The following is a 25,464-nucleotide window of genomic DNA, read 5'->3' as shown; positions in this document are numbered from 1 at the left end:
TCTTTTTTCGCTTAGGACTCTAAACCCGCATTTTTAAAAGCATCAATTATTTCAAAATATTGAGATTTACCGTAATCTATATGCTTAGATTCCACAGGCATATCTTCAGTAAATTTATTATGTAAAAAAAACAGATAGTTGTGATTTTTGGAGTTGGTCGTATGCTGTCCATGACTATTGCAAGATATCATTACAAGGAAAATAAGACTGAACATTAACCTGATTATATTCATGGATGATTGGTAATTTATTTAACTTAATTTATTTAACTTAAGATATTGCTATGAACATATAAAATCTTCATTGTATAACCGATTTAACAATTGCCGCTTTGGCAAATTATCATATACTCATTTCACTAATCAAATAGGTTTTCCTGTATTTGATAATGAGTGTTTGATAATATCTATCAGATAAAAATAATCGTTTTTTGAAACATTTTTCTCTAGGCAGTATTGGTGTACATAAGTTACAGCTGAAAGAAAGATACATAATAGGGGATGGATACTCTCGTTTTTTGAGACTAAAAACATCGGAAATCTGCGGGGGTTGTTAGTTATGTGTTTAAATGGAATTATTATTTCGTGCTTGTCGATAACCGTAAGAATTTTGATGATTGCAGAATCAATGGCTTTGTTCCGGAACAAAAAGTTATTGGTAAAATTTAAGGTGTACTCTAATAATTATTTCTAAAAATAATAACATGAGAAGTTCACGTTACAGCCTTCACTTTTATAACTCTATAAAACACATTAATAGAACACCTATCATTTCTAATTAGAAGTCTGAAATAAATTGCGAAAGTATAGTATTTACAGTAATTAATCCAATAACCTCATCTCATAACATCTTGAGCCGTTTAAACAAATAATTTGAGCCGTATAGACAACTTTTATGCTTAATGAACGTCTAACTTTATAGTATGGAAAATACGAGAAAAATTAAGCTGGGTTACAATGGTCCTTTAGTATCCAAACTTGGACTAGGTTGTATGCGCATGTCTTCTATATGGGGCGGGCCTACACCTGAGGAAGCAGAAAGTATTGCAACAATTCACCAGGCACTGGATAGTGGTATTAACTTTTTGAACACCGGAGATTTTTATGGTGCCGGTCATAATGAGATGTTAATAGGAAAGGCAATTAAAGGAAGGCGACATGACGCTTTCATCAGTGTAAAATTTGGGGCTATCTTTCATAATGGTCAGCCCTTAGGAATGGATTTGCGTCCTATCGCTATTAAGAATTTTATAAACTATTCATTAACTCGTTTAGGTATTGAAACGATAGATCTCTATCAGCCCAGCCGAATGGATAACAGTGTGCCGATAGAAGATATCATCGGAACCGTTGCCGACCTTATTACAGAAGGTAAGGTGCGTTATATCGGCGTATCAGAAATCACGGCCGACCAACTTCGAAAAGCTCAAAGTATCCATCCCATAAGTGCCTTGGAGATAGGTTATTCTCTGGCAGATCGTCAAATAGAAACTGAATTGCTCCCAACAGCAAAAGAATTGGGCATTGGTGTGGGAGCATTCGCCAACACTGCTGAGGGATTATTATCTGGAGAAATGAAAGCTCCTCTTCCAGAAAATGATTATCACAATCATTTTTCACGTTTTCAAGGTGAAAATTTGACCCATAACCTGGAAAAAGTAGAAGTATTAAAACGAGTAAGCAGCAGCAAAGGTTGTACGCCCACTCAGCTTGCGATTGCCTGGGTTAAAGAACAAGGCGATTATATTATGCCGTTGGTAAGCATGAGTAGCAGATCAAGGTTGCCTGAAAATATCGCTGCGATGGACATTGTTTTTACTCAAGAGGAAATGAACGAGCTAAATACAACATTTACAATCGGTGCTGTACGTGGTGGCACATACTTACAACGTTAATGGAAAGTCCAGCAGAAATTCTTCCGGGTGTCATATTCTATTCTTACCTTTCTACGCAAAGAAAAGAGAAGGTTTGTATCTGGAACCACCACACCGTAATATTGCAGGTTTCAGGTCAGCTGGTTTTAGAGACCTCCGAACAAAATGTTTCAATGGTTGGAGGAGAAGTGTTGCTGATTGGCAAGAATCAATTGGGGACACTTACTAAAACGCCGGTATCTGGTGGGAATTATGAAACGATTGTAATATCTCTACAAGACAATTTGTTGCGCAAAATCTTTTTGGAAGAAAAGCTCGAAACTGACCAAAAATATACAGGTCCATCAAATATCCTAATCCCGTCAAACGACTTCCTGCAGGGATATTTTCAATCCATTGTTCCTTATGCACGAAGCTCTGGAGCGGAAATGACAGATGAATTAGGTATTTTGAAGGTAAAAGAGGTCGTAAAGTTGCTCCTTCTTGCCCTTCCAGCACTTCGAAATTTTTTATTTGATTTTTCAGAACCTAGTAAGATAGATCTTGAAAGATTTATGCTCAGCAATTTTCATTTTAATATCCCGGTTGAAAAGTTTGCTCAAATAACTGGTCGCAGTTTGGCAGGCTTTAAAAGGGATTTCCAAAAAATAATTGGCTTGCCTCCTCGCAAATGGTTATTAAACAAAAGACTTACCGAAGCAAAACATCTTATCGAAACAAGAAAATTAAAGCCTTCTGCTATCTATCTGGCTCTTGGATTTGAAAGTTTATCTCACTTTTCACATTCCTTCAAAAAAAAGTTTGGAATACCTCCAAGTGAAATGAAGTCTAAGGAATTTTAGTACTTATTTGAATATCTGTAGAATAATCAGATAGTTAATTTTGTGTTCAGAAAATCGATATTTAGCAAAAAGTCTTGTAATTTTTCCTGCCAGTAACGTAAAATATAACCTTGGCCTAGGATATGTAATGCCTGTATAATCTTATTTAGCCAATCATTATTTCTGAAAAACCATCTTATAATTTTAATTAATTGAGATCATATAACATAAATGTCTCTTAAGTGAGACATTTATGTTATATTTGAGGCATGAAAAGTACAAAAGATAAAATTATTGATGCTGCTGTCTTCTGCTTGAATAGGAATGAAAAGGCAAGCGTTGATGAGATTGCAAATCATCTGGACTTAAATAGAAGAACAATCCACAGGTATTTTAAAGATCGAAACACATTGATTGAATGTTGTCAGGAAAAGATGATGACCACTTGTAACCGGGCGATGAATGAAGCTTATGATAGCAGTAATGAAGCATTAATACAAGTTGAGAATATGTTTTATGCAGCGCTTTTAATTGGGAGCGAATACTCCTTCGTCAAAAAGCTATACAATCGGAGTGGATACTCTGATGTGGTTAAAAGTGAAGTAGAGGTTTATGATAATGTCAAAAACAAGTGGTTCAAACTAATTGAAGTTCTTCAGGAAAAAGGGACCATAAAAAGCACAATTCCAATTCCATGGATTTACAACCTTTTTGGAGGAATGATAGACATCGCAATCGCCGCACAAGCAAGCGGAGATGTAGCTGTAAATGACACTAAACTGCTTTCTTGGACAGCTTTTAAAGGAAGTATAGGAATAATCAATCAATCGGATGAAAATAAAAAATAAAATAACTGCTGTATTGCTTTTAATCGTATTGTTAATGAGCACCAAAGGCATTTCGCAAAATAAAAAATCTATGAATTTAAAACCTACATTACCACAAACAGAACAATATGATGACGAACATCTTGTGCGCCTATTGCCAGGCTTCACCAATCACTATCAGGATATAAAGGGAATCAGGCTCCATTATGTTGAGGGTGGTGAAGGCTCGCCATTAATATTGCTTGCTGGCTGGCCTCAGACCTGGTGGAGCTTTCACAAAATTATGCCGATGCTGGCAAAGCACCATAAAGTAATCGTAGTGGATTTTAGGGGAATGGGGTCATCAGGTAAACCAAACGAAGGTTACAGTAAGAAGAATATGGCTGGCGACATTGCACTGTTAATTGAAAAAATGGGACTTGATAAGGTAAGCATTGCAGGCCATGACATCGGCGCAAACATTGCGATCAGTTTTGCCGGCAACTTTCCAGAGCATACCGACAAACTAATTGTTCTCGATACACAACATCCTGAAGAGGATCTATATAAACTGCCGATGTTGCCAATTGGTATGCCCGTACATCCCTGGTGGGTGGCATTTAACCAGGTAAAGGAATTACCTGAGGCTTTGTTGGAAGGACGTTTTCATATTGTTCAGCGTTGGATTTTTGATAAAATGCTTCTTGATAAACAAAATATAAATGATTTTGACAGAAACGTATATGCAAAGGCTTACGAAACTAAGGATGCGATAATGTCCTCTAATGGCTGGTATCAGGCATTTCCGGAAGATATACAGGATATCAAAAAAATGAAGATGATTGAGGCCCCTAGCCTGGGACTTGGTAGTAGCGCCGGACTTGCAATGCTCAAAACTTCCTTGCCCGGATATATAAAAAATTTACAGCTAAGGGAGATTAAGAACTCAGGTCACTTTATTCAGGAAGAACAACCTGATGAGGTTGCAAGTGCAGTACTTGAATTTTTGAAATCGAAATAAGCCTCTCATCTTTAGATTAATAAGGGTGAGTATAACAGTTCACCTTTATTAATCTATTTTTTATTCATTTCCATGCTATTCTATGGGTATTGCGGACTAAAATTAATAGCCTTTCCTTTGGTAAAACCGGGAGGCTTTTGCAGTTGTGGGCATAATGCAATTACATGGATTTGCTAGACTGAGGATAATATTTGTCTAAAATTTACCATAAGCAGAGTTTACATACCCACAACTTTGCACGACTAAATAATTTAAATTAATGGTTATTAAAACCGAAGAAGAGTTACAAGGCATGAAAAAAGTGAGTGAAGCGGTTGCGCTAACTTTACTTAAGATGAGGGAATATACTCAAATAGGAATGTCTACAAAACAGCTGGATGAATACGGAAGACAGCTGCTAGAGGCGCTTGTTGCAAAATCTGCTCCATTCGAAACTTATAGTTTTCCGGGTTATAGCTGTATTAGCGTTAATGAAGAGTTCGCCCATGGTGTTCCATCTGATAAAATTATTCTAAAAAATGGGGATATCATTAATATTGATGTATCTGCAGAGTTAAATGGCTTTTGGTCTGATAATGGATGTTCATTTATTGTAGGTGAAGATGTCCAGGGATTACAACATTTGGTAGATACTTCAAAAGAAATATTACTTGCAGCTATTTCCCAAATTAGTGGAGGAGTAAAAATTTCTGACATTGGAAAACTGATTGAGACCAAAGCAAAACAGGCAGGTTATACTGTTATCCGAGATTTAGGTGGCCATGGGATAGGGAGGAGTTTACATGAGCAGCCTGATGCGATAATGAATTATTACGACCGTTGTGATAACAGGCGATTCAGGAAAGATTCTGTTGTGGCCATCGAAACATTTATTTCTACCAAGTCTACAAATATTCAAACGGAATCAGATGGTTGGACTTTTACAGGAAGTAATGGAGGATTTGTTGCTCAACATGAACATACCATATTGATTACATCAAACAAACCAATAATTCTTACTGCCTCGAATAAGATATAATTCGTTCTACTGTTGCATTTCGGTAAAAACTTACTAGTGTTCATTCGTTATTTACTAGTTAAATTTTTCCGCCCTTCTTTAAACCATCTAAGATTATACTTGAATAATTAGTATCACCTACTATAGGCAAATCTATTGTGCAAATACTGAAATCCTTATTCCACTTAACTAAAGGTTGCCCAGATTTATTTAGTGTATTGATTGTAATAGCAATTTTATTCGCAATAGGTCTCCATCCTGACGAGACCCCAACGCCTCTTTCAGGGTTCAGGAATTCTCCTATAGTAGTTAAAGTTGTCATGCTCAGTTCGTAGCTATTATCTGTTAGTTTAACACCCTGCGCATTTAATGTGATATGCAGTTTGCCCGAGATTTTGGAGATTTCTTTAGCACATGCAGCTTTTTGTTCAGCGGTGGTATTTACGGATGTTTTTTCTGCCGAATTTAATATATTGGTGCCGTATACCTTATCAAAATACTTACCTAGATATGAACTTAAATAAGAAAAAGTTGAAATGTCAAAAGAGCGCTTATCAGACATAATCCTGGTGAACATCTCTGATGGCCCATTAAGAGTGACACTTTCTTCTATAATTTTAGCTCTTGACCAATTATATTTCTGTTCAAGGGTTTGAACAATATCGGCAGTTGTTTGCGCCTTTGTACAGAAAGTGGTGGCCATACAAAAAATAGCACAAAAGAAAAGGAGTCTCATTTTTTTTATTTTTAATAGATGATGATTTAATAAATTGTATGAAACCTGAATTTATGAATTCAATTCAATTAATTACAATTCCGGTTTTAAGCTCAATTATCTTTTATAAGCGATTATTGGCTCATAAAATTCCATTTAAACATACTCATTTTTTCTTAAATTCAAATTAAGAATCGTATTTATAAGTTAACAACAGTTTGCCAATTGATAATTACCATATTAATCGATAAATATTAGGTTGAAATCAGCTGAGCGAATATGAACAGAACTTGTTCCACTTCTTTACGTTTTCGGTGAGTTTGAACATTATATTGTTATTATTGGATTTGTATCAAGGCTTATTCAAATTGAAAAATATTTATTCTTCGTTTTATGAGACTAATAACATTCATTGAAAGTCTTTAGTGTTATTAAAAAATCTACCATTTTTTGATAATGACCTGGGCAGGTATTTCAGTGAATAACATAATAATACTTTTAACTCAACGCTTTTATTTGTTCTTTTAGAAGATATTCAAAAGTAAATTTCGGCTGATAGCTAAGCATTTGCATAGCTTTATCTGAACGGTATACCCGATCAATACTTTCGGGAAGCGTCCAGTGATTACGTTCATATAATTCAATTACCTCTGGGTAATATTTAGCTATTACACATGCTGCATCGTACTTTAGCTCAATAAGATCTTCTTTTTGAAATGGTGACCCACTTGAAATATTAAATATTTCGAATTGCTCGAAATTATGTTCCAACGCTAATCTTAATGCATCGGCTCCGTCTTGCTCATCAAGACCGCGATAAAGCCGATGGTTTAGCTTTAAGTTATCTGGTTCAGGAAGAAAACGGCCGACCCTAAATACGGTTACATCTAGTTTCTCCTTTTCAAAGAATTCCCGACATAGTTCCTCGCATGATTGCTTGGTGATATCATAAATATCACGCGGTTGTATAGGTAGCTCTTCATTTACCCAAACGGCTTCGTTATCATCAACTAGAGACTTACCGTAAATGGATGTGGTGCTTGTAAACAGAAATTTGCCTATACCATTGGCTACACATGCATTCAGAAGGTTCAATGTACCTTTTATATTGGTATCGACAAACTCTTCCCTGGAATAGTTTAAGTCCATATGTCTGCCGTGTAATGCAGCAGTGTGTATAACTGCATCGAAGTTTTGGATAATCTCTAATATTTTGCCTTTATCTTTTACATCAGCAATTAAATTAGTAGTTGAACTACCTGATATGTCTAGGCCGGTCACCATATAACCAAAATCGGCTAAATGCTTTACTGTAACGCTACCTAATTTTCCAGACGAACCTGTAACTAGAACTCTCATATATTTACAAATATACGAATAAGCACTTCAAGCCTGTAGATGATCATATTATCAGAATTCCCTGATTTGTTGAGATCGTTTTTGCCTTTGTCATAATTTCCGTTTAAATAAAACTACGGCTGAAAAAAAAATACAGTAACGAATCACACCTTCGTTTTTTGATACAGGTCGCTGTTTGTTTGTTTGTGGAAATTTAATCACTTATTTATTAAAACAAGATACTATAGCATCTAAATACATTGTGGTCTGGAATCAGCAAAATATTCGTTTTGTAAGATGTTTCAATTTAGAATTGTAATATAATGCGAAGTGGTGTAGCTCGTTGTTGTTTATTTTAAGTTTTTTTATCGCAGTTAAATTTACCAGTAGAAAGGGCGAATATGGTATTAAAACATTATCGTAAAATTAGATTTGTCGCATGATGATAAACTATTGGTTATAACTGACGGTATCGTCAGTTCGATAATTCTTAAATTTAATCCATCATCTACGGCTATGAAACCACATTGACATACTTGCAGGTCATATTGGCTATGGCTAGTTAGTGTATTTCCGCAATTATTGCACATTGCCTGATTTGCTTTAAGATTTACCATTACTACCTGGATTTTTTATTGTATCAAATATATGGTACGTATGCATTTTATGCAATCTCTAAAAACCTTTTTTTAGCATAATTGTAACTTTAAGGACATTCATTGCTAAATAAAAAATTAGCGGTTGGAATATTATAGGTAAAACCGCTAAGGTTTTATCAATAATCTCAAATCTTCGTTTTTTGAGGCTAATAATATCTAATGAAAGTCCTTAATCTTATTAAAAAATCTGCATTTTATTGATAAAAACAATTATAGCCAGTTGCAAATTTTATCGCTGGTATTACTTTTTGCTAAATGAGAATACTAATCGCAAGTAGAAATTATAGTCTACATTTTTAATTATTATGTCGACAATAATCTACATTCGTTCATCCATACAAACTATATTAAACTTATGTCCATCCGGATCGGAAAATACACAAACATAAAAACCGTTTTCATCGATTTTAGGACCCATATTAAGGGTTCCTCTAGACGACTTTACCAGTTCAGCCCATTGATCAACTTCTTCATTACTCTTAGCTGCCATTGAAAAGATCACTTCATTACCATCTCTGGTTGAGTTGACATTGCCATTCATACTAGAGGCAAGGCGATCAGACTTAAAAAAATTAATTACGAACTGATTATCTCCAAACTTGAAACTAGCGAGGTTTTCGACTTCATCATATCCATTGCTTTTAAATCCTAATTGCTCATAAAAAGATTTTGTTCTTTTTAGATCTTCAACAGCTAGGTTACCCCATATCATTGACGTTTGCATGATGAATTTGTTTAAGGATGTTTATTATATAATTAATAACGTTAATATGACCCAGACCCTATACGTTATCAATAACATATGAAGTCATGCGAATAATCTTATCATTTGAAAAATGATAGATATCACAAGATGATCCTTGATAAGGACTTCCATTAGGTCTTTCTCCAGTACTGGTACACTCTACGGATGCCATTTCTCCATCGATGATTATTGTTCCGAATTTGAAATACATTCTTTCGGGCATATCCTCTCCAGCATCCATGTTTTTAATCTCATCTTTACCCCTCAATGTGGTATGCCCAGTTGATGAGCTATACATTTCCCATATGATGTCGTCCGAAAGGAATTCTATAAATTCCTCCATTTTGTTTTCTTCGAAGATCTTGTTGACCTTAGCGATAAGTGCTCTTGTAGTAGTCATATAAAATAAACAAATTGAAATAAGAAATGTTTTTTCAATAGCCTTTGTATTAGGTGTTTAATTAAAATAATATATTGTGCCTGACTTCTTAATACTTGTAATTTTCGTCTTTCATACTTACGCCTATTTAGTAAATTAAAAGAATAATATTATCTTGCTATCGCTTTACAGGTCTAGGCTTCCTATTTATTTATGCCCATGAGTTGTAATAATTAATGACGACATATGAGATGTTATATCACTATATTTTTGGTATTGGGCATTTTTGCTGAAGGATTTGGGCAGAAGGTGGAGATTCTTCTTATTGGAGCTTCTCATGATTACAGCAAATCTCAGGACCAAAATTTTTCAAATATTCATCAAAGAATACGGGCATTTAAGCCAAGCGCTTTTTTCGGAGAGTTTGTTAGTCCACAAGATGAAGCAACCCTGATGGATTATTGGTGTAAAGCTGATAATCTCAAAAGATTGAAAAAATTACGTTCTACCAGGCATATTCCATTAGACAAGATTAATAGGGTTATCGATAGTCTAAAGGTAATTTCAGAACGAAACAATGATAATTTCTATCTTAAATCAGATCTTGCTCATGCCTATTACCTGGCTCAGGATGCCGCCAATGGCCATTATTTATATTGGCAGGTATATGACCATTTAAATAAGTCAGCAGATAGTAAGCTGGAGAAATACGTTGACAGTTTACTTTGTCCAAAGCAAGATGTTTCCGGAAGGAGTATGAAAAGACTTGCTAGTTCAGAGTATGCTTTTATAGCATTTCCTATGATGAAAGAGTTTGGGATAACGAGACTGTTGTCGATGGATTGCCAGGATTATGATTTGAATTGGATGGCCTCTGCAATAGCTTTCCATGATAAATTTGAAGCATTTCGAAAAGATACGCTGACAATCGGTTATAACGCTATAGCTAATCTATTAGATAGAAGAGATAAAGGTTTTAAGAAATACCAGGAGATCGAAAGGTCTTCGGATGTATTTACAGAATGGTTAAACACTGATGAGGCCGCAGATATATTAGCATCTGGGGATTTTTATTTTAATGAACTTTATAATTTTAAAAACTTTCCAAAAGAAGAGATATTATCTCAAATTCATTGGTGAAAAAAGCGGAATGAAGGAATGTGTATGAATATTGTGAGTAGAGCTAATGAAATTCATGCTAAACGTGTAGTTGTCATGGTGGGAGCCAACCATAGAAAGTTTATGCAAGAAATATTCCAAACAATACCGAATATTGAGGTACTAACACTATAATGCCTCAATGAGTAAAAAGTCATCATTTAACAGATGTAGTATCAAATCTCTCTGATTTTTATAGATAGTTTTTTCTTTGTTGATTTGGTGCTTGGGCAATTATAGGTTAAATAAAGATATTCATTATGGGATAATACCTTCGTTTTTTGAGACATGGAACTGGTAATAAATTGCTGTTTTCAAGGGTCAATAAAATTTGGATGGCATAACCTCTACTCTTCCATTTATAAAAATTGAAACATCAATGCCCCCATGTAATTGAATACGTTCGCCTTCTCGATGTGGCGTTTTCTTTTTTGATTTTCCATCTATGCTTGGAGCTTGCATCAACTTGACTTTATATAAGAACGGCTCAATAATCCGTTGGAAATGTTTTTTACTCCTGTTTGAAAATTTTTTATCTACAAAGCTTTCGATTTCTCCTTTAAGCAAAATGATTTTGCTATCCACGTAACTATAAAATGGAAATTGGGAGTCGTTTTTAAGCTCGTCGAAATTAACATAATTTTTATTGATGTGATATCTCTTGATAATATCGTTTGCAGAATTTCTTATCTTCGATATCGTTATGTATCCAACAACTTTAAACCCTTTTTCTTTTACAATTTCTGATTGGATAAACTTTTTAATTTCCTGAATTAAGATAGAGTCTTTTAAATCAACTCTTTGAATTTGTAACTGTGATGTAGCACCATTAGGATTTTGGCCAAAAACTGCTAAATTCAATTGTAAAAAAAATGCGAATAGATAGACAACCTTCTTGTGAAGCTTTTTCATAATTATGATAGAGTTAATTATAAAGAACATACAGTTCGTTTGTTGAGACATTATCCTATTAGGAAAAATCTCAAGTCTATTAAAATTGCAGTTTGTGATTTTTAGTTTGGCTAATATTCTCCTCGTTTACTCCATTCATATTTATCCTTAGAGGCAAGATTGCGCTTTGAAAGATCGGATAGCATTCCTTTTATATGGGATTTGTCAAGCCATCGACCGTCTACAAAGACACCAAAGATACTTCGTGTATTTTTTATGCTTTCGAGCGGATTCCCATCAAGCAAAACCAGGTCTGCGAACTTCCCCGATTCAACAGTTCCAATTTTGCTCTCTATACCAAGCCAGGTCGCTGGTTGCCTCGTTGCTGAAACTAATGCTTCTTCCGTAGTTAGTCCTGCTTTGACCAAAAGTTCCAATTCGTCATGAAGCGAAAATCCCGCAATCACACCAGAGCTTCCTGCGTCTGTACCGGCTACTATAGGAACGCCTGTTTCCTTGAAAGCTTTCACCAATTGATTGTTAAATTCTACAATTTTTTCGAGACGAATTACACGCTCTGAACTTGTCCCAATATTATACTTGTTCGCAGTTAACCACTTATTTTGGAGAAGTGGGTGTACGTATTGCAAACTCACCAGATTACGAATACTATCGAGGGTTCGGGTTTGTTCGGCAATCTTTGATATCACTATTAAAGTTGGTGAAAGCCAAGTCCCATTTTGTTTGGCAAGCTTCGCAAAACGCTGGGCATCATGGTAGCTGAAATCTTCACTTTGCTTAGCATATTCTTCAGCATGTGCAACCATGCCAAAATAGGGTACAAAAGCTTCTTCTATTTTATTTTTAAATTCGTTAGGAATATGACCGATGACTTTCATTCCTTGCATATGAGCTTCATCAACTATTGCTTTGTAAGTTTTTGTATTAAGGCTTGAATAAACCTTGATGAACTCATATCCTTCTGCTTTTGCAAATCGAACAGATTGACGTCCATCTGAAGGCGTATTTGCTGTACCAACCTCATTTCCTCCATTTATCATCGCGGCCAGCGCCATACGTGGGCCTATCACGTCTCCTCTTATGATTTCATTTCGTTGCCCGAAATTTCCAACAACACTATTCAGCGAAAAGATTGTCGTTACACCGTTAGCAATAAAGGGCGTCATGACATCTTGTGTGCTAGTGAAAATTGCAGCAGCTCGTGTCGGATACGTGTTATTAAAGGTGCCATCAGTTGGTACATGAACATGCATGTCTACAAGCCCTGGAATTAGCCATTTCCCTTTACCATTGATTACATGGGCATCATTTGGAATATGCCCATTGATTGAAACAATTATTCTATTTTCAATTATTACTGTAGCATTTAGCAACACCTCACCTCTGTTAACCATGGGTATGACATTCACATTTTTTATAACAAATTTCTTTTGAGGATATTTTTTAAGCCCTGCATTTAGTGATGTGCAACCATTAACGATTATGAGAAAGGGTAGTAACAGAAAATAACGAAGTAAATGTTTGTATTGCATATTTCTATTTAATTTATGTATTAGAAGCATTTTTGCTGGAAACTTCTAAAATTGTATTGTTACAATTACACGAATTTTTTACCTATCAACACGTCTACTACGTTTTCAGGTAATTCAAGGACCTTTTAACAACTTGTTTAGCATTAGGGATTTAAGTTTAAAGGTAGGTAAAATATAAAGGTCAGCATTTTCACCCCTAATACCATTCTTAAAATAAACATTAAGATCTTCATTTCATTTATTTTTTAAATTTCTTCGTTTTCTAAGACATTTGTCTATCTGTCTTAACTAGCGCCTACAAACTTACAGCTAAAGAAAAATATACATTAGGGGATGGATGACTTCCTGAATTCAAAATATCGGAGGTGATGGATAAACCTGGATAAATTGACCCCCGCCTCACCCGCAATAGCTTTGTTGTAAGTTTTTGATTGGCTTTATATTGTAAAATTGGCGAGCACGGGTCAAATGTACTGATGTGTCCAAGCACGGTGAACAAGTTGCTCAAACAAAAGAATCTTTCAATGGTTTAGATTGCAAATACCATAATCAAACCCATGAAAAAGCTGTACCAATCCCAGATTTTCCTATTCGCTTTTGTCGTCATGACTATGCTCTTTATCGCTCCGAGTTTTGCACAGTCGCAAACCGCCATGAATATCAAGGCCTATTCGGACTTTAAAAAGGCAGATGCGGAACTAAATGTCGTATACCAAAAGATCCTGAAAAGCTATTCCAGGGAAACAACTTTCATTAAAAAATTCAGGAATGCACAGCGGCTCTGGATCCAACTTCGTGATGCAGAACTGGCCGCAAAATACCCTGACAGCGGAACCTATGGTTCGGTGGCTCCCATGTGCGAATCGATATACCTAGAAACGCTGACTAAAGACCGGATAAAATTTTTAAATATATGGGTTACCGGAATCGAAGAAGGTGAAGTTTGCTTGGGCTCGGTTAGGATGAAATCATAGCACATTCTGATCTTTCAATGATGCATTAATTAATCATATAAATTCCCTATACTTTTACCCAATAACAATGACTTTTTATCAGCTCCTAAAACGATTCTTTAGTCTAATCTTACTGATAAGTATATTCATTTGCTGTAAGAAAAAGGAAGATCAACCCCGACCTGAAACAGATGTGCCGCCGGTAGTTACAGGTAAGTTATACGGATCGTCTTTTACGGCAAAAGTTATACTGGAGCGCTATACAAAATTTGGTATGAACAACTACCGCCCCGAAGACTTGTTCAGTATATACATAGCAGGAGATGGATCCAAAGCATGTAGTTCACCATTGAGTGATTTTTCGATACGCCTGACGGTGCCTAAAAAGATAGGTACTTTTTCGGGCAATGATACCTATATCCTAGTTAATGACCCGGGCGATCCAAGCGGACAGAATGGTTCATTATTCTCTTCAGAACAAACCATTATCATCATCAGTTCTATCACAGGGGATAAGGTGATCGGCCAAGTTAATGTGAAATGGCCGGAACAGAATATTGATTTTAAAGGGCACTTCGAAGCTTACTACTGCAAATAAGATGAGAGATGTTTTCTAGCACATTAATGTAAATATTATCCATTTTTACTTTGCGCAATCTGGCTTAAATGTATCTCCATTAAAATCGCCTGTAAAATATCGTGTGGCTGAACCGCCTTGGCTCACCCGGGTTAATGTTCACTAAAAGAACCCAGTGATTTTCACCATTATGTTGATGCAGAAATAAGTCAGGACATTCACAAATGCCACCATGGGCACCCAGCTTTTTACCAAACTCACTCTTCTTGATCCATTTTTTTAAATCGGGAGAGGAATAGAATGTAATCCGGTCTTTCGTAGCTAAGTTGAAATTGAATTACTAGAACGTTCGTTTTTTGAGACAAAGTATTCATAATGAAAATCTATTGGCCTATCAAGTTCGACTGTCTATTGATATGCTTTGATATAGGGAGATGGCTTTTCAAATTAAGCTAGCTTTTTCCTCAACCATTTACGAACGGGCTCGTCATACCATTTCAATGATATATAAGCCAAAATAATACCGCCTATTAAAATAAGTAATGCATAAGGCCAGGCTTGTCCCATGGTTATTCCTTTATTATTGCTGATCCAGGCAACGTAAAAGTATACCAACGGATAATGTACCATGTAGAGCGGATAGGATATTTTACCTAAAAATTTGCATATCCTATTTTCTTTTTGAGATTGCATCACGCCACTGGCGCCAAGATAAACGATAAGTGCAAATACGATGATAATGCAAACAGCGTCGTATATGCCGTTCAGCCATAAATATTCAGCACCGCCGATTCGCGGCATGTAAAGTATAAGAGCTACTAAAAGGCTGCACCATGTGAAGGCATTCTTAATTTGAGTCGGCTTTGCAATGCGTGACAATAACAGGCCAGCAAAGAACGGGTACATGGTACGGGTAAATCCAATCCGTACCTGCTCTACATTTAGCGTCCACCCACCACTAACGTCGCCGTTGGTGACTGCCAGATGTACAAGTGCAATAGAAGCTATACCTACCAATATACTCAAGGCCAAAGTAGAAAATTTCCTAATCCAGACTGCATATAAAATGTTCGCAATGTATTCGAAGAATAACGACCAGCCCACGCTATTAAGCGGGTGCATCTCTTGCCAGCCACGGATATCAAGGGATAACGGTACTGGCAGAATTGTATAACCTATCAACGTGACCAGCAGCACCTTCCACACGGGAACGGTATGAATCAGTGGCCATAAGTTAGAATCTGTAAAATAGAATCCAATAGCTCCAAGGGTCATACCCAGCACTACCATTGGTTGAAGACGTTCAATACGGCGTTTGAAAAAAGTTCCTACCGTTGTTTTTTGCCAGCGATCATCATATGCATAACCAATCACAAAGCCTGATAACAGGAAGAAAAAATCAACAGCCAAATAACCGTGATTGACTAATTTATCCAAATTACCTGTTGAAAATGGCTCTGCAATATGAAATGTTACAACAATGATGGCGGCAATACCGCGAAGGCCATCCAGTATTGGGTAGTGTGGCTTTGAGGACAACTCATTAGTTAATTGAGATTTCATGTACGGCTATAAAAATTGCAATTTGTTGAAAAAAGCCTACATTCCATCATCCGATTGAATAATAATTCTAATTTGGCAACGCTCGAAATATTTCCTGTTGTATTGGATTATAATTATTCTCTGGTTTTTCTAGATCTTTTTTCTCTTTTTCGTAATGAGCATTTCATTAAAATTCAAACCCAAAGAAACATAGTTGCGCATCATACCTTCGTTTTGTGAGACAAACTCAATGTACACTTAGCTATATATTTTTATTAGATTGGAATTCTACATTATCTATATATTCTGTAAACTCCTAAAATGCTTGCGGTAAAAATAAAGGCTATCAATCGTTCTGGTTCAAATAGAATGTTTTTTTAGGCCAGTTACGTGCAAATATGAAGTCAGATTTCACGTGACTACAAGTTCCCATCAAAGTATAAGTCGAAATTTTGACTTGCAATAAAATACTAATCATACTGATAGTTCTTTCGCTCTTGCTTATGATAATCTTGTGAAGACTTTCAGGAATATCATAACAGATGTTGAAATAGATATTACTAGAAAAAAAAATAGTGGAATGTTAAAAATGACGTCGTTTAAATAGAAGAATATGCCTGATAAAACTACATAATTGAAAAAAATTAACAAAGAAGTAAACCTTAGCTGAATGTTAGGATTGAAAATGTATGTTGTTTCGTTTCGGAGCATTGTTATACCTGCATAAATACCAAAGTTGCTTATAACCCTTTTGTGTGATATTTGATCTGATCTAGCCTTCAATCTTAAATTAACATGTATTAAAATAAATCCTTTAATCTAATTAGACTAACTAAATAGTTGATTAGTATATTCTTGGAAAAGAATAGTAATTTCCGATGCTCAGCCACAAATTTTCTCTTTAAAAAATCATATGACTCTACAAATCCATCTATGGAAAATTTATTTATCCATGCTTGAAATTAGTTTTACCATCATCTGAATTATTCTTTCTTTATCCAGGGGGATAACATTATTAACAATTGTATAACCTTCTATAAATGGAATAAGCAAACTTACAATAACCTCAGGCTCCTTAGAAAACTTAGAAATCAGATCTATTAACCAAGTACAGTAGTTTTTATAATACGTTTCTACTGCCCGTTCAAGCTCTTCATTCCTTGCAGATAAGGTCCATATTTCTTGAAACATTAATACCTGGTCATTGGATTTACCTTCTAACAATAGCATGTTCAACAATTTCCGTAAAAAAACTTCTGTTGACGGCATGCGCTCGGCTGTTAAAAGGGCTATAGCCTGTGTGACTTCCTCCTGACAGCTTTCGAAATAATACTTTACCGTGGCGATCAATAACAGGTCTTTATCTTTATAATAATACTGGAGATTACTTAAAGACAAATTTGCATTCTTGGCTACCTTCCGCATAGAAAGTTTTTCAGCTCCTTCTTCACTAAGTATCGTAATGGTTGCCTTTAAAATATGATTTAGTCGCTCCTCTTTCTTGTCCATCTTAATAAAAGTAAAATTAAAACAATTAAATGACTTAACCTAGGTCAAATGACCTATATTTGTATAGGTCATTTGACCTAATTAAATTTAGACATATTATTATGGAATTACAGGAAAAGCGTATTTTAATTGTTGGCGGATATGGCCTGGTGGGAAGTCACATTGCACGCCTGATCAGGGAAAAGTACAATGCAATTGAACTTATTCTAGCTGGCAGAAATCCTAAAAATGGCGAAGGATTAGCAAAAGAATTAAATCATGCAGAAACCGCCCACCTTGATTTGAATGAAGGTTTCAATTTAAGTGATTATGGAAAAATTGATCTTATCATAACTGCAATGGAGGATCACAGAAATATTTTAAGAGAAACCGCCATTTTAAACGGGATTGCGAATATTACGGTTTCTGAAGTTGCTGATGAAATTTCCCCAACAGCATTTCTTGGCCTGCATAAGTCAATTTCAGCCCCAATTGTATTTGCAGGTCATTGGCAGGGAGGAATATTGACCCTGATTACAAAACAACTTGCAAATAAATTCAGTCACATTACACGGATAGAAACAGCTGGATTGTACGACGAGCGAGACCCTATAGGACCACTGGTAGCAAATGAGGTAAATGCATTTATTGGACAGGCATTACTTCGTGAGGCAGGTAAATGGCAGCTTGTTGACTCAAAAGAAAATGCAAGGGAAATCTATTTATACGATCAGACACCAGCAACGGGTTATCCTATGGGTACTCTTGATGTTCCCAGCATTGCTGCTTTCACCAGTGCTGCAAATGTTCGGTTTGATTTTGTCAAAGGAAAATCTATCGGAAGCAGTCAAGGTTTAGAAGCCTCCCATGATTTGTACATTGATATCGAAGGTGTTTTGTTATCTGGTCAGCCAAAAAAATTACGCTCGATAGTGTCTGGACCAAAAGGAAATTCTCATCTAACTGCTGTTGGTGTATTTTTAATAACTGAAGCCATATTCGGCCTTAACGGTCAACCTGATCCACAACAAGGAGGTTTATACCTTCCAGAAACAATTGTATCTACAGACAATATTATAAGCCGTTTGAGGGCGTTTGGAATTACTATTATTGAAGATGCTGGCTAAGATCAAACGCTATTGATGACCGTAATCACATAAATTTTAGTGAGTTATCTTAATAATTTAAAATTAAGTGAAGCGATTTTTAAGCCACCTCAACAGCAAAACTTTGGCATAATTTCAAAAAATGTATCTTTTAAGAATAAAAAACAAAGGCTATGTGCATAGTGAGGCCCTTATATGGTGATGGAGCATAGATCATAAGCTTTCCATTACAATTATTATAAATGTTACCCGTACCTATTAAAAACAACATTATGAATATTGAGACATCGTTCGGTTTTATAGCACTATTTATGGCAAGTTATAGTAACAAGAACCAAAATAAGTTCTGCCTTGACAAGTGTCGGGAATACAGTGAACACGATGGTTAGCGGTAAATTTATTAAACCTAAAATAGCCGATTCAGCGTTTGAAAAAGAGCAGTGGACTTTTTTGTAAAAAAAAAACAAGTAGATAAAAAAAAATTAATAATATTATGATTGAAAACAACAAAGAAATTTTAAAAAAAGCAAACGCGGCTATCACAGGTGGAGATTACGAAGTGTTTCTTTCTTTTTGTTCGGAGAATACGATATGGACATTTATCGGGGACCAAACTTTGCAAGGGAAAGAAGCTGTTCGCCAATATATGGCGAAAACCTACGTGGAGCCACCAAAGTTCAAAGTCGACAACCTAATTGGTGAAGGTGATTTTGTTACCGCAGTCGGAAAAATCAGCTTGAAGGATAGTGATGGAAAAATAACCAATTATTTATATTGTGATGTTTGGAGATTTAGTGAAGGTAAGATGGCCGAATTAAAAGCCTTTGTCATAGAAACAAAATAAAGATTAAATACTTGCCTGTTCAGTTTATGGTTAAATCAAAATTTTATGTTAAGAACTGCTAATGAACTCTGTCTAAAGTTTGATTTGACCATAAATTCAGTTATTCCTCGAATTCAATTTTGATAGGCGTAACAGGCCGGGCATCACAGGTAAGAATGTAGCCCAGATTACGGTCGCTATCAGTAAGGCATTAGGTTCGCTCATGTTTATCTGGCCAGCAACTACTTTAACCCGGCATTTACCACAATTGCTCATACCACAAGAAAATGGTACGGATAACTTTGAATTTAGGCTGGCTAGGAGCAACATTTGACGTACCGCTACTGTGGTTTCTTTGAAGATTCACCTTTTTTAATAATAGTCAATACCTGAGAAATCTGTGGTTGTATTTCCCCGCTTATCGCCGGTGGGCTAACCTGCCCAAATCGTTTCGGTATTGATCCTGTCAATGCTAATCTCCAAACTCGATAAGGCAGCTGTCACACCATCCATCATATGCTCAGAGCCGCATACGTAGAAATGTGCGTTTTAGGAAGGGGCCAGAGTCTCAAGCTCACGCCGGGTAGATGACTCGTCCAGCATGCCGATACCTCCTGTCCAACCAGTATGAGGTGCCGATAGCATATGTTTGACCACAAGGTGGTCAGGAAAGGTGTCGCAAAGATCCACCCAACCTTGGGTAAAGATTACGTCTTCCCACCTCCTGTTACCATATAGTACGGTTATTGTAGTGTCTGCTCAGTTGCTAACACTATTTGAGCAATTCTCATCATAGGAGTGACGCCTCTTCCGCTTGCTATTAATATAAACACTTTGCTTGCTGCAGGTTCTGGTACAACATAGAAAGTCCCGGATTGGCCACGTAGTGCTAAATTATCGCCTGGCTTTAAGTGCTGATTGGGCCTACGTTCGTATTATATTAAGTTATTGCAATCTTTCTTTGAGTTACAAGACAATTTGGAAGATAATATCAAGATTAAGTATGAAGATGTTGATCAAATTCCAATGATATGCCGTCTGCTTGTTGAGGAAAACATCGATATTTTACAAATATTCATTCAAACTATTTAATCTTGTAGGGAGTTGACAAGACTAAGTTAATCAAATCTTTATAGCAAAAATCTGGAGATGAAAGTTAAATATTCCAGTTAAACAGTATTAAAATAAGGTTCTTTTTGGAAAAGTTTGGTTAATGACTTCGAATGACAATATTATACTTACTTAATTCACTTATTAACAAGAGTTTAACAATCTTTAACAATGGACTTTTTAAGCTTTTAACGAAAAGCCTGACAGTTTAATTTTCTAGAAGATAAAAAGTAATGGTTAATAAACTGCTTTCCGTTTGCAAAAGAGGATGTTTTTTCTTAATTTTAAAATAGAAATTAAGGGTGAAAAGTCTGACAAAAGTCTGCCAATTACCCCCTAAAAATAGCGAAATGAGAAAAGTAAAACCCCTCTCAGAGTATCAAAAAGGCATCTACGGAGAAATATTAGGCGAATTTTTCAATCCGATATTCTCCACCCCCTACAGCCGTTTCATTCACTTGGAACGGCTTTTTTATTTTCAATCGAACAAGCTTTTTTTATCTGTCAGTGTAAACGTTTTACGCAAGGTTTTTCAAGTGTCGAATTTCAAAATAGTAGTTTTCAAACATCATTAAAACAGTATAATACTTGAAATTTTAAAATCAAATCAGTATCCCAAAATAAAAAAAAACACCCCATTATGGCATGGTAAATTAATGAGACATTTTTAATGAAAAAGCAAAAAAACCATTCAAAATGGTTATAAGTGCATTTATTTGCGGCCTGATATTCGAGGCATTTCCTTTGATCCAGGGTTATATAAATTAAACAAAATATCATGTTTCTCATTATTTTAGGTTTATCTATTATTATACTCAGTATCATTTCTGCAAAAGGAGATACGCCCTTAACTAAATACAGCAAACTATTCAGAATTGCTGGAATTGTCATAATCCTACTGGGTGCTTCGCTTTCCATGTTCAAAGTTATACCTGCAGGACAGGTTGGGGTAAAAACCTTGTATGGAAAAGTTGATAACGATGTGCTCTTTAGTGGGCTCAATATTATTAACCCCTTGGTTGAGGTTACTACTTTTGACGTTAAAACTCAGAACTATACCATGTCTGCGGTACATGATGAAGGCAACAAAGTTGGAGATGACGCCATCCGCATACTAACTTCTGACGGCCTTGAGGTTACAATCGATCTGTCTGTGCTCTTCAGCGTAACGCCTAATGATGCTCCAAGAATATTAAAAGAAATTGGAGATGATTATCTTGATAAAATTGTTAGGCCGATTGCAAGGACTGCCATAAGGGATAATGCAGTTTCTTATGAGGCTGTAGCATTATATTCTACCAAAAGACAAGAATTCCAAAGCAAAATCTTCGCCGCAATTGATCAGAGTTTCACAAAACGTGGGCTAAAGCTTGAGCAGCTCTTAGTCAGGAATGTCACCCTTCCCGAATCTGTGCGTAAAGCGATTGAGTCTAAAATCAATGCTGAACAGGATGCCCAGAAAATGCAGTTTGTACTCCAGAAGGAAAAGCAATTGGCTGAGCGTAAACGAATTGAGGCGCAGGGTATAGCCGATTATCAGAAAATTCTTTCAACAGGTTTGAGCGACAAGCAGCTCCAATATGAATCCATCCTTGCACAAAAAGATATCGCACTTTCACCAAATACTAAGATTATTATTATGGGGAACGGAAAAAATCCGGTAATACTTGGTAGTAATTAAGTTGCTTTAGGTTTTAGCTGAATGCGCTGGCTGTTATTTTATGAGCCAGCGCATCAGATCATTTATTGTTTGTTCGCTTAGCTTTTTACCTGAATTTTTCGCAAACTGAATTTATGACACAAATTATATCATTTTAATTAGAAGCAACAAAAGCTTTAAGAATAGGGATCAGAGTATATAATCCTAAATAAATATAGCTTAAAGCGTTGTCAATTAAACATTTAGATTTACCTTTTTCCCCATTTTCACCGCTTGATAGATGGCGTCAATAATTTTAAGATCTTTTAAGCCTTCCTCACCGTTTACAGGAACCAATGGCTTAGTGTCTTCAAAAATAATGCTCGCCATTTCATCCATTTGTACAGTTTGATGGGTTGTTATAGCTTCCGTCAGCGCTCCTTTGTGTGTTCTGCCCATAATTGGACCATAACCGGTAGAAGGTTGCATCTCTGCAAATCCTTTATCTCCACTCATAAAAAATCTATCCAGGTGATTGATATTATAACTAGACAAGCAAGATGCCACTGCTCCGCTAGGGAAACCCAATTGAAATTGTATGGTTTCATCTACGCCTTCTTTAAACTTTATCGTATCGGTTTTGGTTTCCTGAGCCGAAACCCAAATCGGTTCCTCGCCCACCATATACCTTGCTCCATTGATGGCGTAAATTCCAATATCCATCATTGATCCTCCGCCTGCAAGTGATTTGTTTAATCGCCACTGCTTCGGATCGCCTGCTTTAAAGCCGCATTGTGCCTGGAAGAACATAATCTTGCCAAAGTCGCCCGCATTTCTCATTCGGATTACCTCAAGCGTACGAGGTTCAAAATGCATTCTGTAGCCAATTAGCAGTTTTACGTTAGCTTTTTTACAAGCATCAATCATTTCCTGTCCTTCCTTAGCATTCAAAGCCATCGGTTTCTCACATATGGCATGTTTTCCAGCTTTAGCCACACGGATAACTTGACTATGATGCAGTGCATTTGGCGTAATCACATAAATTGCATCTATATCTGGATTATTTTTTACCTGATCGAAGTTCTCATAGTTATAGCAGTTCTTTTCTGGTATATTATATTTGGTTTGCCAATCTTTTATTTTTGAAGGCGTACCACTAATCACACCGACCAGCTTCGCCTTGGTACAAGCTTTCATCGCTTCTGCCACACGGGTTCCATATCCACCTAAACCCATAATGGCTACACGAAGTATTTTACCTTCATAAGGTTTTCCGATTTGGTCAAATCCGTCAGCAAAGGCTGTAACAGAACTTAATTGCAGCATTAATGCTGATAAACCCATTTTTTGTATAAAATCTCTTCTAGTATTCATATTTTACCCGGTGGCTAAATCTATTCAGTAATATAGCGTGATCAATAAGATTAATCAGTTTTTAATTTACAAATCACTGATTCACATTATATTAACTAACACTCGGTTGTCAGATTTAGTTTTAATGTAGGGTTTCCGGATTAATATTAATAATTGCACTGTGGTCTAAAATTCTTACAATTTATGAATATCTACGCTAAAATTTCCGAAAGCTTTAAAGCTAGCTTTGCTGATTTTACTTTTAGGAAGTTAATTACCTCTGTATGTGCTATAACCAAATGGAGATAAAGTAATTGGAACATGGTAGTGCTTCTCATCTTTGATTTGAAATACCACCTCGATGAAAGGATAAAAACTCTCAGTTTTTTTAGATTTAAAATAGTCTGCGATCAAAAATGTTAATCTGTATATTCCTTTCTCGGATTTCGTTTCTTCCAAAAAATTGCTAATCCTACCATTTTGGTCCGTTCTCTTTTGATCTACAGATGCCCACGTTTGATTGCTCTCGTTTAATTTTTCTAATTTAACAGTTACATTCTGTGCTGGAAGTCCGGTAGAAACATCGAGTATGTGGCTGGATAGCCGATACACAGGTACTTGTGCGTAAGCTAGGCTTATCGATAAGCTAAATAGCAAACCTAAAATTATTTTTTTCATGTGCTTATTTATTAATATGTGAATTGAATTTATTACTTGGCTATAATATCAGCATCTAGCATACTTACTGATCTTCCAATGAGATCGTCATGCTCGGGGCTGCCACCACCTGCTATGCCAATTGCCCCAATTATTTTGCCTTGATGAAAAAGCGGAATTCCCCCTCCAAGCAGTAGAAGTTCTGGCAAATTTGCGAGGTTTTCCGTATCTGGATTAACTCTTGTATTTCTTGATAAAATGAGTGTTGCTGTTTTGGTTGATGCTGCTGTAAACGCTTTTCGTCTTGCAGCTTCAGTATTATGAATCCCTACTCCGTCACCACGGCTAAGGATAATTATTTGTCCATTGGCATCCACTACAGCAACTGAAACATCCTTGCCTAATAGGGAAGCTTTTTTCCTTGCTGAATTAGCCAAATGAATAGCTGCTTCTAGAGTAATTACTTCCTTTTGTATTAAAAATGACCGTGAAGATTGTGTGTCACTTTTTTTAGGGTAATTGGTCTGTGCTAAAGAAGTATTCGCTAAAAAACATAGTAAAGCTAAATGTATGATCGATTTCATGATACAAAGGTAGCTTCACGTTAAATGAAAAACGTTGTTCTAAGTCAACGTTTTTAAAGCTTGGTCTTGATTCTGCTCAGTGTAGACGGAGATATCCCGAGATAAGATGCAGCCATTTTATTCGAAACTTTAAGTAAAAGGTTAGGTTGATGGGTTTTTATCCAGATTACTTTTTCAAGTGCACTAAATCCCTGAAAGCCGTATATTCTTTTTTGAGCAATGATAAATCCCTTTTCCAATATCCTACGATAGACGAGTGCAAATTCTGGAATCTGATCGACCAACTCATAGAAATCTGTTCTGCTAATGGTTAGCAATTCTGATTTTTCAATGGTTTTGAGGTATTCAAATGCTGGTTTTTGATCAATTAAGCTAGGCAAAGCGGTGCCAAATTCACCTTGAAATGCAAAATAACGGATAATTTCCATTCCGTCGGTATTTATTGCATAAATCCTGACACCACCCTTATTTACAAAATAATGGTTTTTGCAAACTTCATCGTAATCAACTAATGTCTGGTTGCGACCGGTTTTAAGGATGCTGAACTTAGTAAAGATCATATTCAGGCTCGCCTCATCAATGTGAGTTATAGATTTAATGTAAGATTCTAAAAGCTTAAACATCCGGGTATTATTGAGTTATATTATTTCGTTCGGCAAAAAATATATAAATAGTT

27 protein-coding genes are annotated in these 25,464 nt (G+C 35.9%); 12 read left to right on the top strand and 15 right to left on the bottom strand.

The genetic code is table 11. The features are described from left to right. Positions 1-560: 560 nt before the first annotated feature. The 6 genes from ACFOWA_RS00945 (at position 561) to map (ending at position 5,539) form a co-directional block, all read left to right on the top strand. Positions 561-668: a S26 family signal peptidase gene (locus ACFOWA_RS00945; RefSeq protein WP_378980922.1), complete on the top strand. Its 108-nt coding sequence runs from the start codon at positions 561-563 to the stop codon at positions 666-668. Between the two features lie 254 nt (positions 669-922). Continuing rightward, on the top strand, positions 923-1,894 hold the full coding sequence (locus tag ACFOWA_RS00940; RefSeq protein ID WP_378980920.1) for an aldo/keto reductase: 972 nt from the start codon (positions 923-925) through the stop codon (positions 1,892-1,894). Further along, positions 1,894-2,715 (top strand): helix-turn-helix domain-containing protein, encoded by an 822-nt coding sequence (locus tag ACFOWA_RS00935; protein ID WP_378980918.1) that lies wholly within the window; start codon positions 1,894-1,896, stop codon positions 2,713-2,715. The genes ACFOWA_RS00940 and ACFOWA_RS00935 overlap by 1 nt, the downstream gene beginning before the upstream one ends. Before the next feature lie 248 nt (positions 2,716-2,963). Then, entirely contained in the window at positions 2,964-3,542 is a 579-nt protein-coding gene (locus tag ACFOWA_RS00930) for a TetR/AcrR family transcriptional regulator (RefSeq protein WP_378980916.1), read from the top strand. After that, a complete protein-coding gene (locus ACFOWA_RS00925) occupies positions 3,526-4,521 on the top strand; it encodes an alpha/beta fold hydrolase (RefSeq protein WP_378980914.1) in 996 nt (331 codons plus the stop codon). Before ACFOWA_RS00930 ends, ACFOWA_RS00925 begins: the two co-directional genes overlap by 17 nt. Positions 4,522-4,780: 259 nt before the next feature. Next, positions 4,781-5,539 carry a type I methionyl aminopeptidase gene (map, locus tag ACFOWA_RS00920; protein WP_378980912.1) on the top strand — a complete coding sequence of 253 codons (759 nt, stop codon included), beginning with the start codon at positions 4,781-4,783 and terminating at the stop codon, positions 5,537-5,539. A gap of 58 nt (positions 5,540-5,597) precedes the next feature. Here map and ACFOWA_RS00915 read toward each other — a convergent pair whose 3' ends face one another. From ACFOWA_RS00915 to ACFOWA_RS00900, 5 genes are all read right to left on the bottom strand, one after another. After that, entirely contained in the window at positions 5,598-6,254 is a 657-nt protein-coding gene (locus ACFOWA_RS00915) for a hypothetical protein (protein WP_154278606.1), read from the bottom strand. Between the two features lie 477 nt (positions 6,255-6,731). Further along, entirely contained in the window at positions 6,732-7,592 is an 861-nt protein-coding gene (locus ACFOWA_RS00910; protein WP_378980910.1) for an NAD-dependent epimerase/dehydratase family protein, read from the bottom strand. A 386-nt stretch (positions 7,593-7,978) separates the two neighbouring features. Beyond that, positions 7,979-8,188 carry a DUF7695 domain-containing protein gene (locus tag ACFOWA_RS20635; protein WP_449301883.1) on the bottom strand — a complete coding sequence of 70 codons (210 nt, stop codon included), beginning with the start codon at positions 8,186-8,188 and terminating at the stop codon, positions 7,979-7,981. A gap of 361 nt (positions 8,189-8,549) precedes the next feature. Next, positions 8,550-8,954 (bottom strand): VOC family protein, encoded by a 405-nt coding sequence (locus ACFOWA_RS00905; protein ID WP_154278609.1) that lies wholly within the window; start codon positions 8,952-8,954, stop codon positions 8,550-8,552. A gap of 58 nt (positions 8,955-9,012) precedes the next feature. Beyond that, positions 9,013-9,375: a nuclear transport factor 2 family protein gene (locus ACFOWA_RS00900; protein ID WP_154278610.1), complete on the bottom strand. Its 363-nt coding sequence runs from the start codon at positions 9,373-9,375 to the stop codon at positions 9,013-9,015. 255 nt (positions 9,376-9,630) lie between these two features. Here ACFOWA_RS00900 and ACFOWA_RS00895 point away from each other — a divergent pair, with 255 nt between their 5' ends. Beyond that, on the top strand, positions 9,631-10,494 hold the full coding sequence (locus ACFOWA_RS00895; protein WP_154278612.1) for a hypothetical protein: 864 nt from the start codon (positions 9,631-9,633) through the stop codon (positions 10,492-10,494). A 339-nt stretch (positions 10,495-10,833) separates the two neighbouring features. On the opposite strand, the gene ACFOWA_RS00890 is transcribed toward ACFOWA_RS00895, so the two are convergent. Together ACFOWA_RS00890 and ACFOWA_RS00885 are read right to left on the bottom strand one after the other, a co-directional pair. Next, positions 10,834-11,424 (bottom strand): hypothetical protein, encoded by a 591-nt coding sequence (locus tag ACFOWA_RS00890; RefSeq protein ID WP_378980907.1) that lies wholly within the window; start codon positions 11,422-11,424, stop codon positions 10,834-10,836. 110 nt (positions 11,425-11,534) lie between these two features. Continuing rightward, entirely contained in the window at positions 11,535-12,956 is a 1,422-nt protein-coding gene (locus tag ACFOWA_RS00885; RefSeq protein ID WP_154278615.1) for an amidohydrolase family protein, read from the bottom strand. A 557-nt stretch (positions 12,957-13,513) separates the two neighbouring features. Here ACFOWA_RS00885 and ACFOWA_RS00880 point away from each other — a divergent pair. Both ACFOWA_RS00880 and ACFOWA_RS00875 read left to right on the top strand, forming a co-directional pair. After that, on the top strand, positions 13,514-13,930 hold the full coding sequence (locus ACFOWA_RS00880) for a lysozyme inhibitor LprI family protein (RefSeq protein WP_209437567.1): 417 nt from the start codon (positions 13,514-13,516) through the stop codon (positions 13,928-13,930). 67 nt (positions 13,931-13,997) lie between these two features. Then, positions 13,998-14,507, top strand: a complete 510-nt coding sequence (locus ACFOWA_RS00875; RefSeq protein ID WP_154278617.1) for a hypothetical protein — start codon at positions 13,998-14,000, stop codon at positions 14,505-14,507. Positions 14,508-14,586: 79 nt separating this feature from the next. On the opposite strand, the gene ACFOWA_RS00870 is transcribed toward ACFOWA_RS00875, so the two are convergent. The 3 genes from ACFOWA_RS00870 to ACFOWA_RS00860 form a co-directional block, all read right to left on the bottom strand. Then, positions 14,587-14,757: a hypothetical protein gene (locus ACFOWA_RS00870; protein ID WP_378981206.1), complete on the bottom strand. Its 171-nt coding sequence runs from the start codon at positions 14,755-14,757 to the stop codon at positions 14,587-14,589. Between the two features lie 176 nt (positions 14,758-14,933). Beyond that, positions 14,934-16,049, bottom strand: a complete 1,116-nt coding sequence (locus ACFOWA_RS00865; protein WP_378980904.1) for an acyltransferase family protein — start codon at positions 16,047-16,049, stop codon at positions 14,934-14,936. 921 nt (positions 16,050-16,970) lie between these two features. After that, positions 16,971-17,537, bottom strand: a complete 567-nt coding sequence (locus ACFOWA_RS00860; RefSeq protein ID WP_154278621.1) for a TetR/AcrR family transcriptional regulator — start codon at positions 17,535-17,537, stop codon at positions 16,971-16,973. 101 nt (positions 17,538-17,638) lie between these two features. Here ACFOWA_RS00860 and ACFOWA_RS00855 point away from each other — a divergent pair, with 101 nt between their 5' ends. Both ACFOWA_RS00855 and ACFOWA_RS00850 read left to right on the top strand, forming a co-directional pair. Further along, entirely contained in the window at positions 17,639-18,643 is a 1,005-nt protein-coding gene (locus ACFOWA_RS00855; protein ID WP_154278622.1) for a hypothetical protein, read from the top strand. A 472-nt stretch (positions 18,644-19,115) separates the two neighbouring features. Next, positions 19,116-19,466, top strand: a complete 351-nt coding sequence (locus tag ACFOWA_RS00850; RefSeq protein ID WP_378980902.1) for a nuclear transport factor 2 family protein — start codon at positions 19,116-19,118, stop codon at positions 19,464-19,466. 96 nt (positions 19,467-19,562) lie between these two features. Here ACFOWA_RS00850 and ACFOWA_RS00845 read toward each other — a convergent pair whose 3' ends face one another. Next, positions 19,563-19,808: a 2Fe-2S iron-sulfur cluster binding domain-containing protein gene (locus tag ACFOWA_RS00845; protein WP_378981204.1), complete on the bottom strand. Its 246-nt coding sequence runs from the start codon at positions 19,806-19,808 to the stop codon at positions 19,563-19,565. A 1,525-nt stretch (positions 19,809-21,333) separates the two neighbouring features. On the opposite strand from ACFOWA_RS00845, the gene ACFOWA_RS00840 reads away from it, so the two are divergent. Further along, positions 21,334-22,236, top strand: coding sequence for a prohibitin family protein (locus ACFOWA_RS00840; RefSeq protein WP_378980900.1), 903 nt, complete (start codon positions 21,334-21,336; stop codon positions 22,234-22,236). Between the two features lie 213 nt (positions 22,237-22,449). On the opposite strand, the gene ACFOWA_RS00835 is transcribed toward ACFOWA_RS00840, so the two are convergent. The 4 genes from ACFOWA_RS00835 to ACFOWA_RS00820 form a co-directional block, all read right to left on the bottom strand. Further along, the gene (locus tag ACFOWA_RS00835) at positions 22,450-23,568 is read right to left on the bottom strand and encodes a Gfo/Idh/MocA family protein (protein ID WP_378980898.1); all 1,119 of its coding nucleotides are present in this window, start codon (positions 23,566-23,568) and stop codon (positions 22,450-22,452) included. 249 nt (positions 23,569-23,817) lie between these two features. Continuing rightward, positions 23,818-24,225 carry a hydroxyisourate hydrolase gene (gene uraH, locus ACFOWA_RS00830; RefSeq protein ID WP_378980896.1) on the bottom strand — a complete coding sequence of 136 codons (408 nt, stop codon included), beginning with the start codon at positions 24,223-24,225 and terminating at the stop codon, positions 23,818-23,820. Between the two features lie 32 nt (positions 24,226-24,257). Next, positions 24,258-24,788, bottom strand: coding sequence for a heme-binding protein (locus ACFOWA_RS00825; protein ID WP_378980894.1), 531 nt, complete (start codon positions 24,786-24,788; stop codon positions 24,258-24,260). Positions 24,789-24,841: 53 nt separating this feature from the next. Beyond that, the gene (locus ACFOWA_RS00820; protein WP_378980892.1) at positions 24,842-25,411 is read right to left on the bottom strand and encodes a Crp/Fnr family transcriptional regulator; all 570 of its coding nucleotides are present in this window, start codon (positions 25,409-25,411) and stop codon (positions 24,842-24,844) included. Positions 25,412-25,464 lie beyond the last annotated feature (53 nt).

The sequence above is a fragment of the Pedobacter lithocola genome, assembly GCF_042650845.1.
In the GTDB taxonomy this organism is placed as follows: Bacteria; Bacteroidota; Bacteroidia; order Sphingobacteriales; family Sphingobacteriaceae; genus Pedobacter; species Pedobacter lithocola.
The sequence above is the reverse complement of the archived record's forward strand: the minus strand, read 5'-3'. Positions and strand labels throughout refer to the sequence as shown.

Excerpts from the sequence above, each read along its gene's own strand:
- ACFOWA_RS00865 (WP_378980904.1), bottom strand. The coding sequence starts at position 16,049 with ATGAAATCTCAATTAACTAATGAGTTGTCCTCAAAGCCACACTACCCA.
- ACFOWA_RS00890 (WP_378980907.1), bottom strand. The coding sequence starts at position 11,424 with ATGAAAAAGCTTCACAAGAAGGTTGTCTATCTATTCGCATTTTTTTTA.
- ACFOWA_RS00910 (WP_378980910.1), bottom strand. The coding sequence starts at position 7,592 with ATGAGAGTTCTAGTTACAGGTTCGTCTGGAAAATTAGGTAGCGTTACA.
- ACFOWA_RS00850 (WP_378980902.1), top strand. The coding sequence starts at position 19,116 with ATGATTGAAAACAACAAAGAAATTTTAAAAAAAGCAAACGCGGCTATC.
- ACFOWA_RS00855 (WP_154278622.1), top strand. The coding sequence starts at position 17,639 with ATGGAATTACAGGAAAAGCGTATTTTAATTGTTGGCGGATATGGCCTG.
- ACFOWA_RS00875 (WP_154278617.1), top strand. The coding sequence starts at position 13,998 with ATGACTTTTTATCAGCTCCTAAAACGATTCTTTAGTCTAATCTTACTG.
- ACFOWA_RS00860 (WP_154278621.1), bottom strand. The coding sequence starts at position 17,537 with ATGGACAAGAAAGAGGAGCGACTAAATCATATTTTAAAGGCAACCATT.
- ACFOWA_RS00900 (WP_154278610.1), bottom strand. The coding sequence starts at position 9,375 with ATGACTACTACAAGAGCACTTATCGCTAAGGTCAACAAGATCTTCGAA.
- ACFOWA_RS00905 (WP_154278609.1), bottom strand. The coding sequence starts at position 8,954 with ATGCAAACGTCAATGATATGGGGTAACCTAGCTGTTGAAGATCTAAAA.
- ACFOWA_RS00820 (WP_378980892.1), bottom strand. The coding sequence starts at position 25,411 with ATGTTTAAGCTTTTAGAATCTTACATTAAATCTATAACTCACATTGAT.
- ACFOWA_RS00840 (WP_378980900.1), top strand. The coding sequence starts at position 21,334 with ATGTTTCTCATTATTTTAGGTTTATCTATTATTATACTCAGTATCATT.
- ACFOWA_RS00925 (WP_378980914.1), top strand. The coding sequence starts at position 3,526 with ATGAAAATAAAAAATAAAATAACTGCTGTATTGCTTTTAATCGTATTG.
- ACFOWA_RS20635 (WP_449301883.1), bottom strand. The coding sequence starts at position 8,188 with ATGGTAAATCTTAAAGCAAATCAGGCAATGTGCAATAATTGCGGAAAT.
- ACFOWA_RS00940 (WP_378980920.1), top strand. The coding sequence starts at position 923 with ATGGAAAATACGAGAAAAATTAAGCTGGGTTACAATGGTCCTTTAGTA.
- ACFOWA_RS00885 (WP_154278615.1), bottom strand. The coding sequence starts at position 12,956 with ATGCAATACAAACATTTACTTCGTTATTTTCTGTTACTACCCTTTCTC.
- ACFOWA_RS00930 (WP_378980916.1), top strand. The coding sequence starts at position 2,964 with ATGAAAAGTACAAAAGATAAAATTATTGATGCTGCTGTCTTCTGCTTG.
- ACFOWA_RS00915 (WP_154278606.1), bottom strand. The coding sequence starts at position 6,254 with ATGAGACTCCTTTTCTTTTGTGCTATTTTTTGTATGGCCACCACTTTC.
- ACFOWA_RS00835 (WP_378980898.1), bottom strand. The coding sequence starts at position 23,568 with ATGAATACTAGAAGAGATTTTATACAAAAAATGGGTTTATCAGCATTA.
- map (WP_378980912.1), top strand. The coding sequence starts at position 4,781 with ATGGTTATTAAAACCGAAGAAGAGTTACAAGGCATGAAAAAAGTGAGT.
- uraH (WP_378980896.1), bottom strand. The coding sequence starts at position 24,225 with ATGAAAAAAATAATTTTAGGTTTGCTATTTAGCTTATCGATAAGCCTA.
- ACFOWA_RS00825 (WP_378980894.1), bottom strand. The coding sequence starts at position 24,788 with ATGAAATCGATCATACATTTAGCTTTACTATGTTTTTTAGCGAATACT.
- ACFOWA_RS00935 (WP_378980918.1), top strand. The coding sequence starts at position 1,894 with ATGGAAAGTCCAGCAGAAATTCTTCCGGGTGTCATATTCTATTCTTAC.
- ACFOWA_RS00880 (WP_209437567.1), top strand. The coding sequence starts at position 13,514 with ATGAAAAAGCTGTACCAATCCCAGATTTTCCTATTCGCTTTTGTCGTC.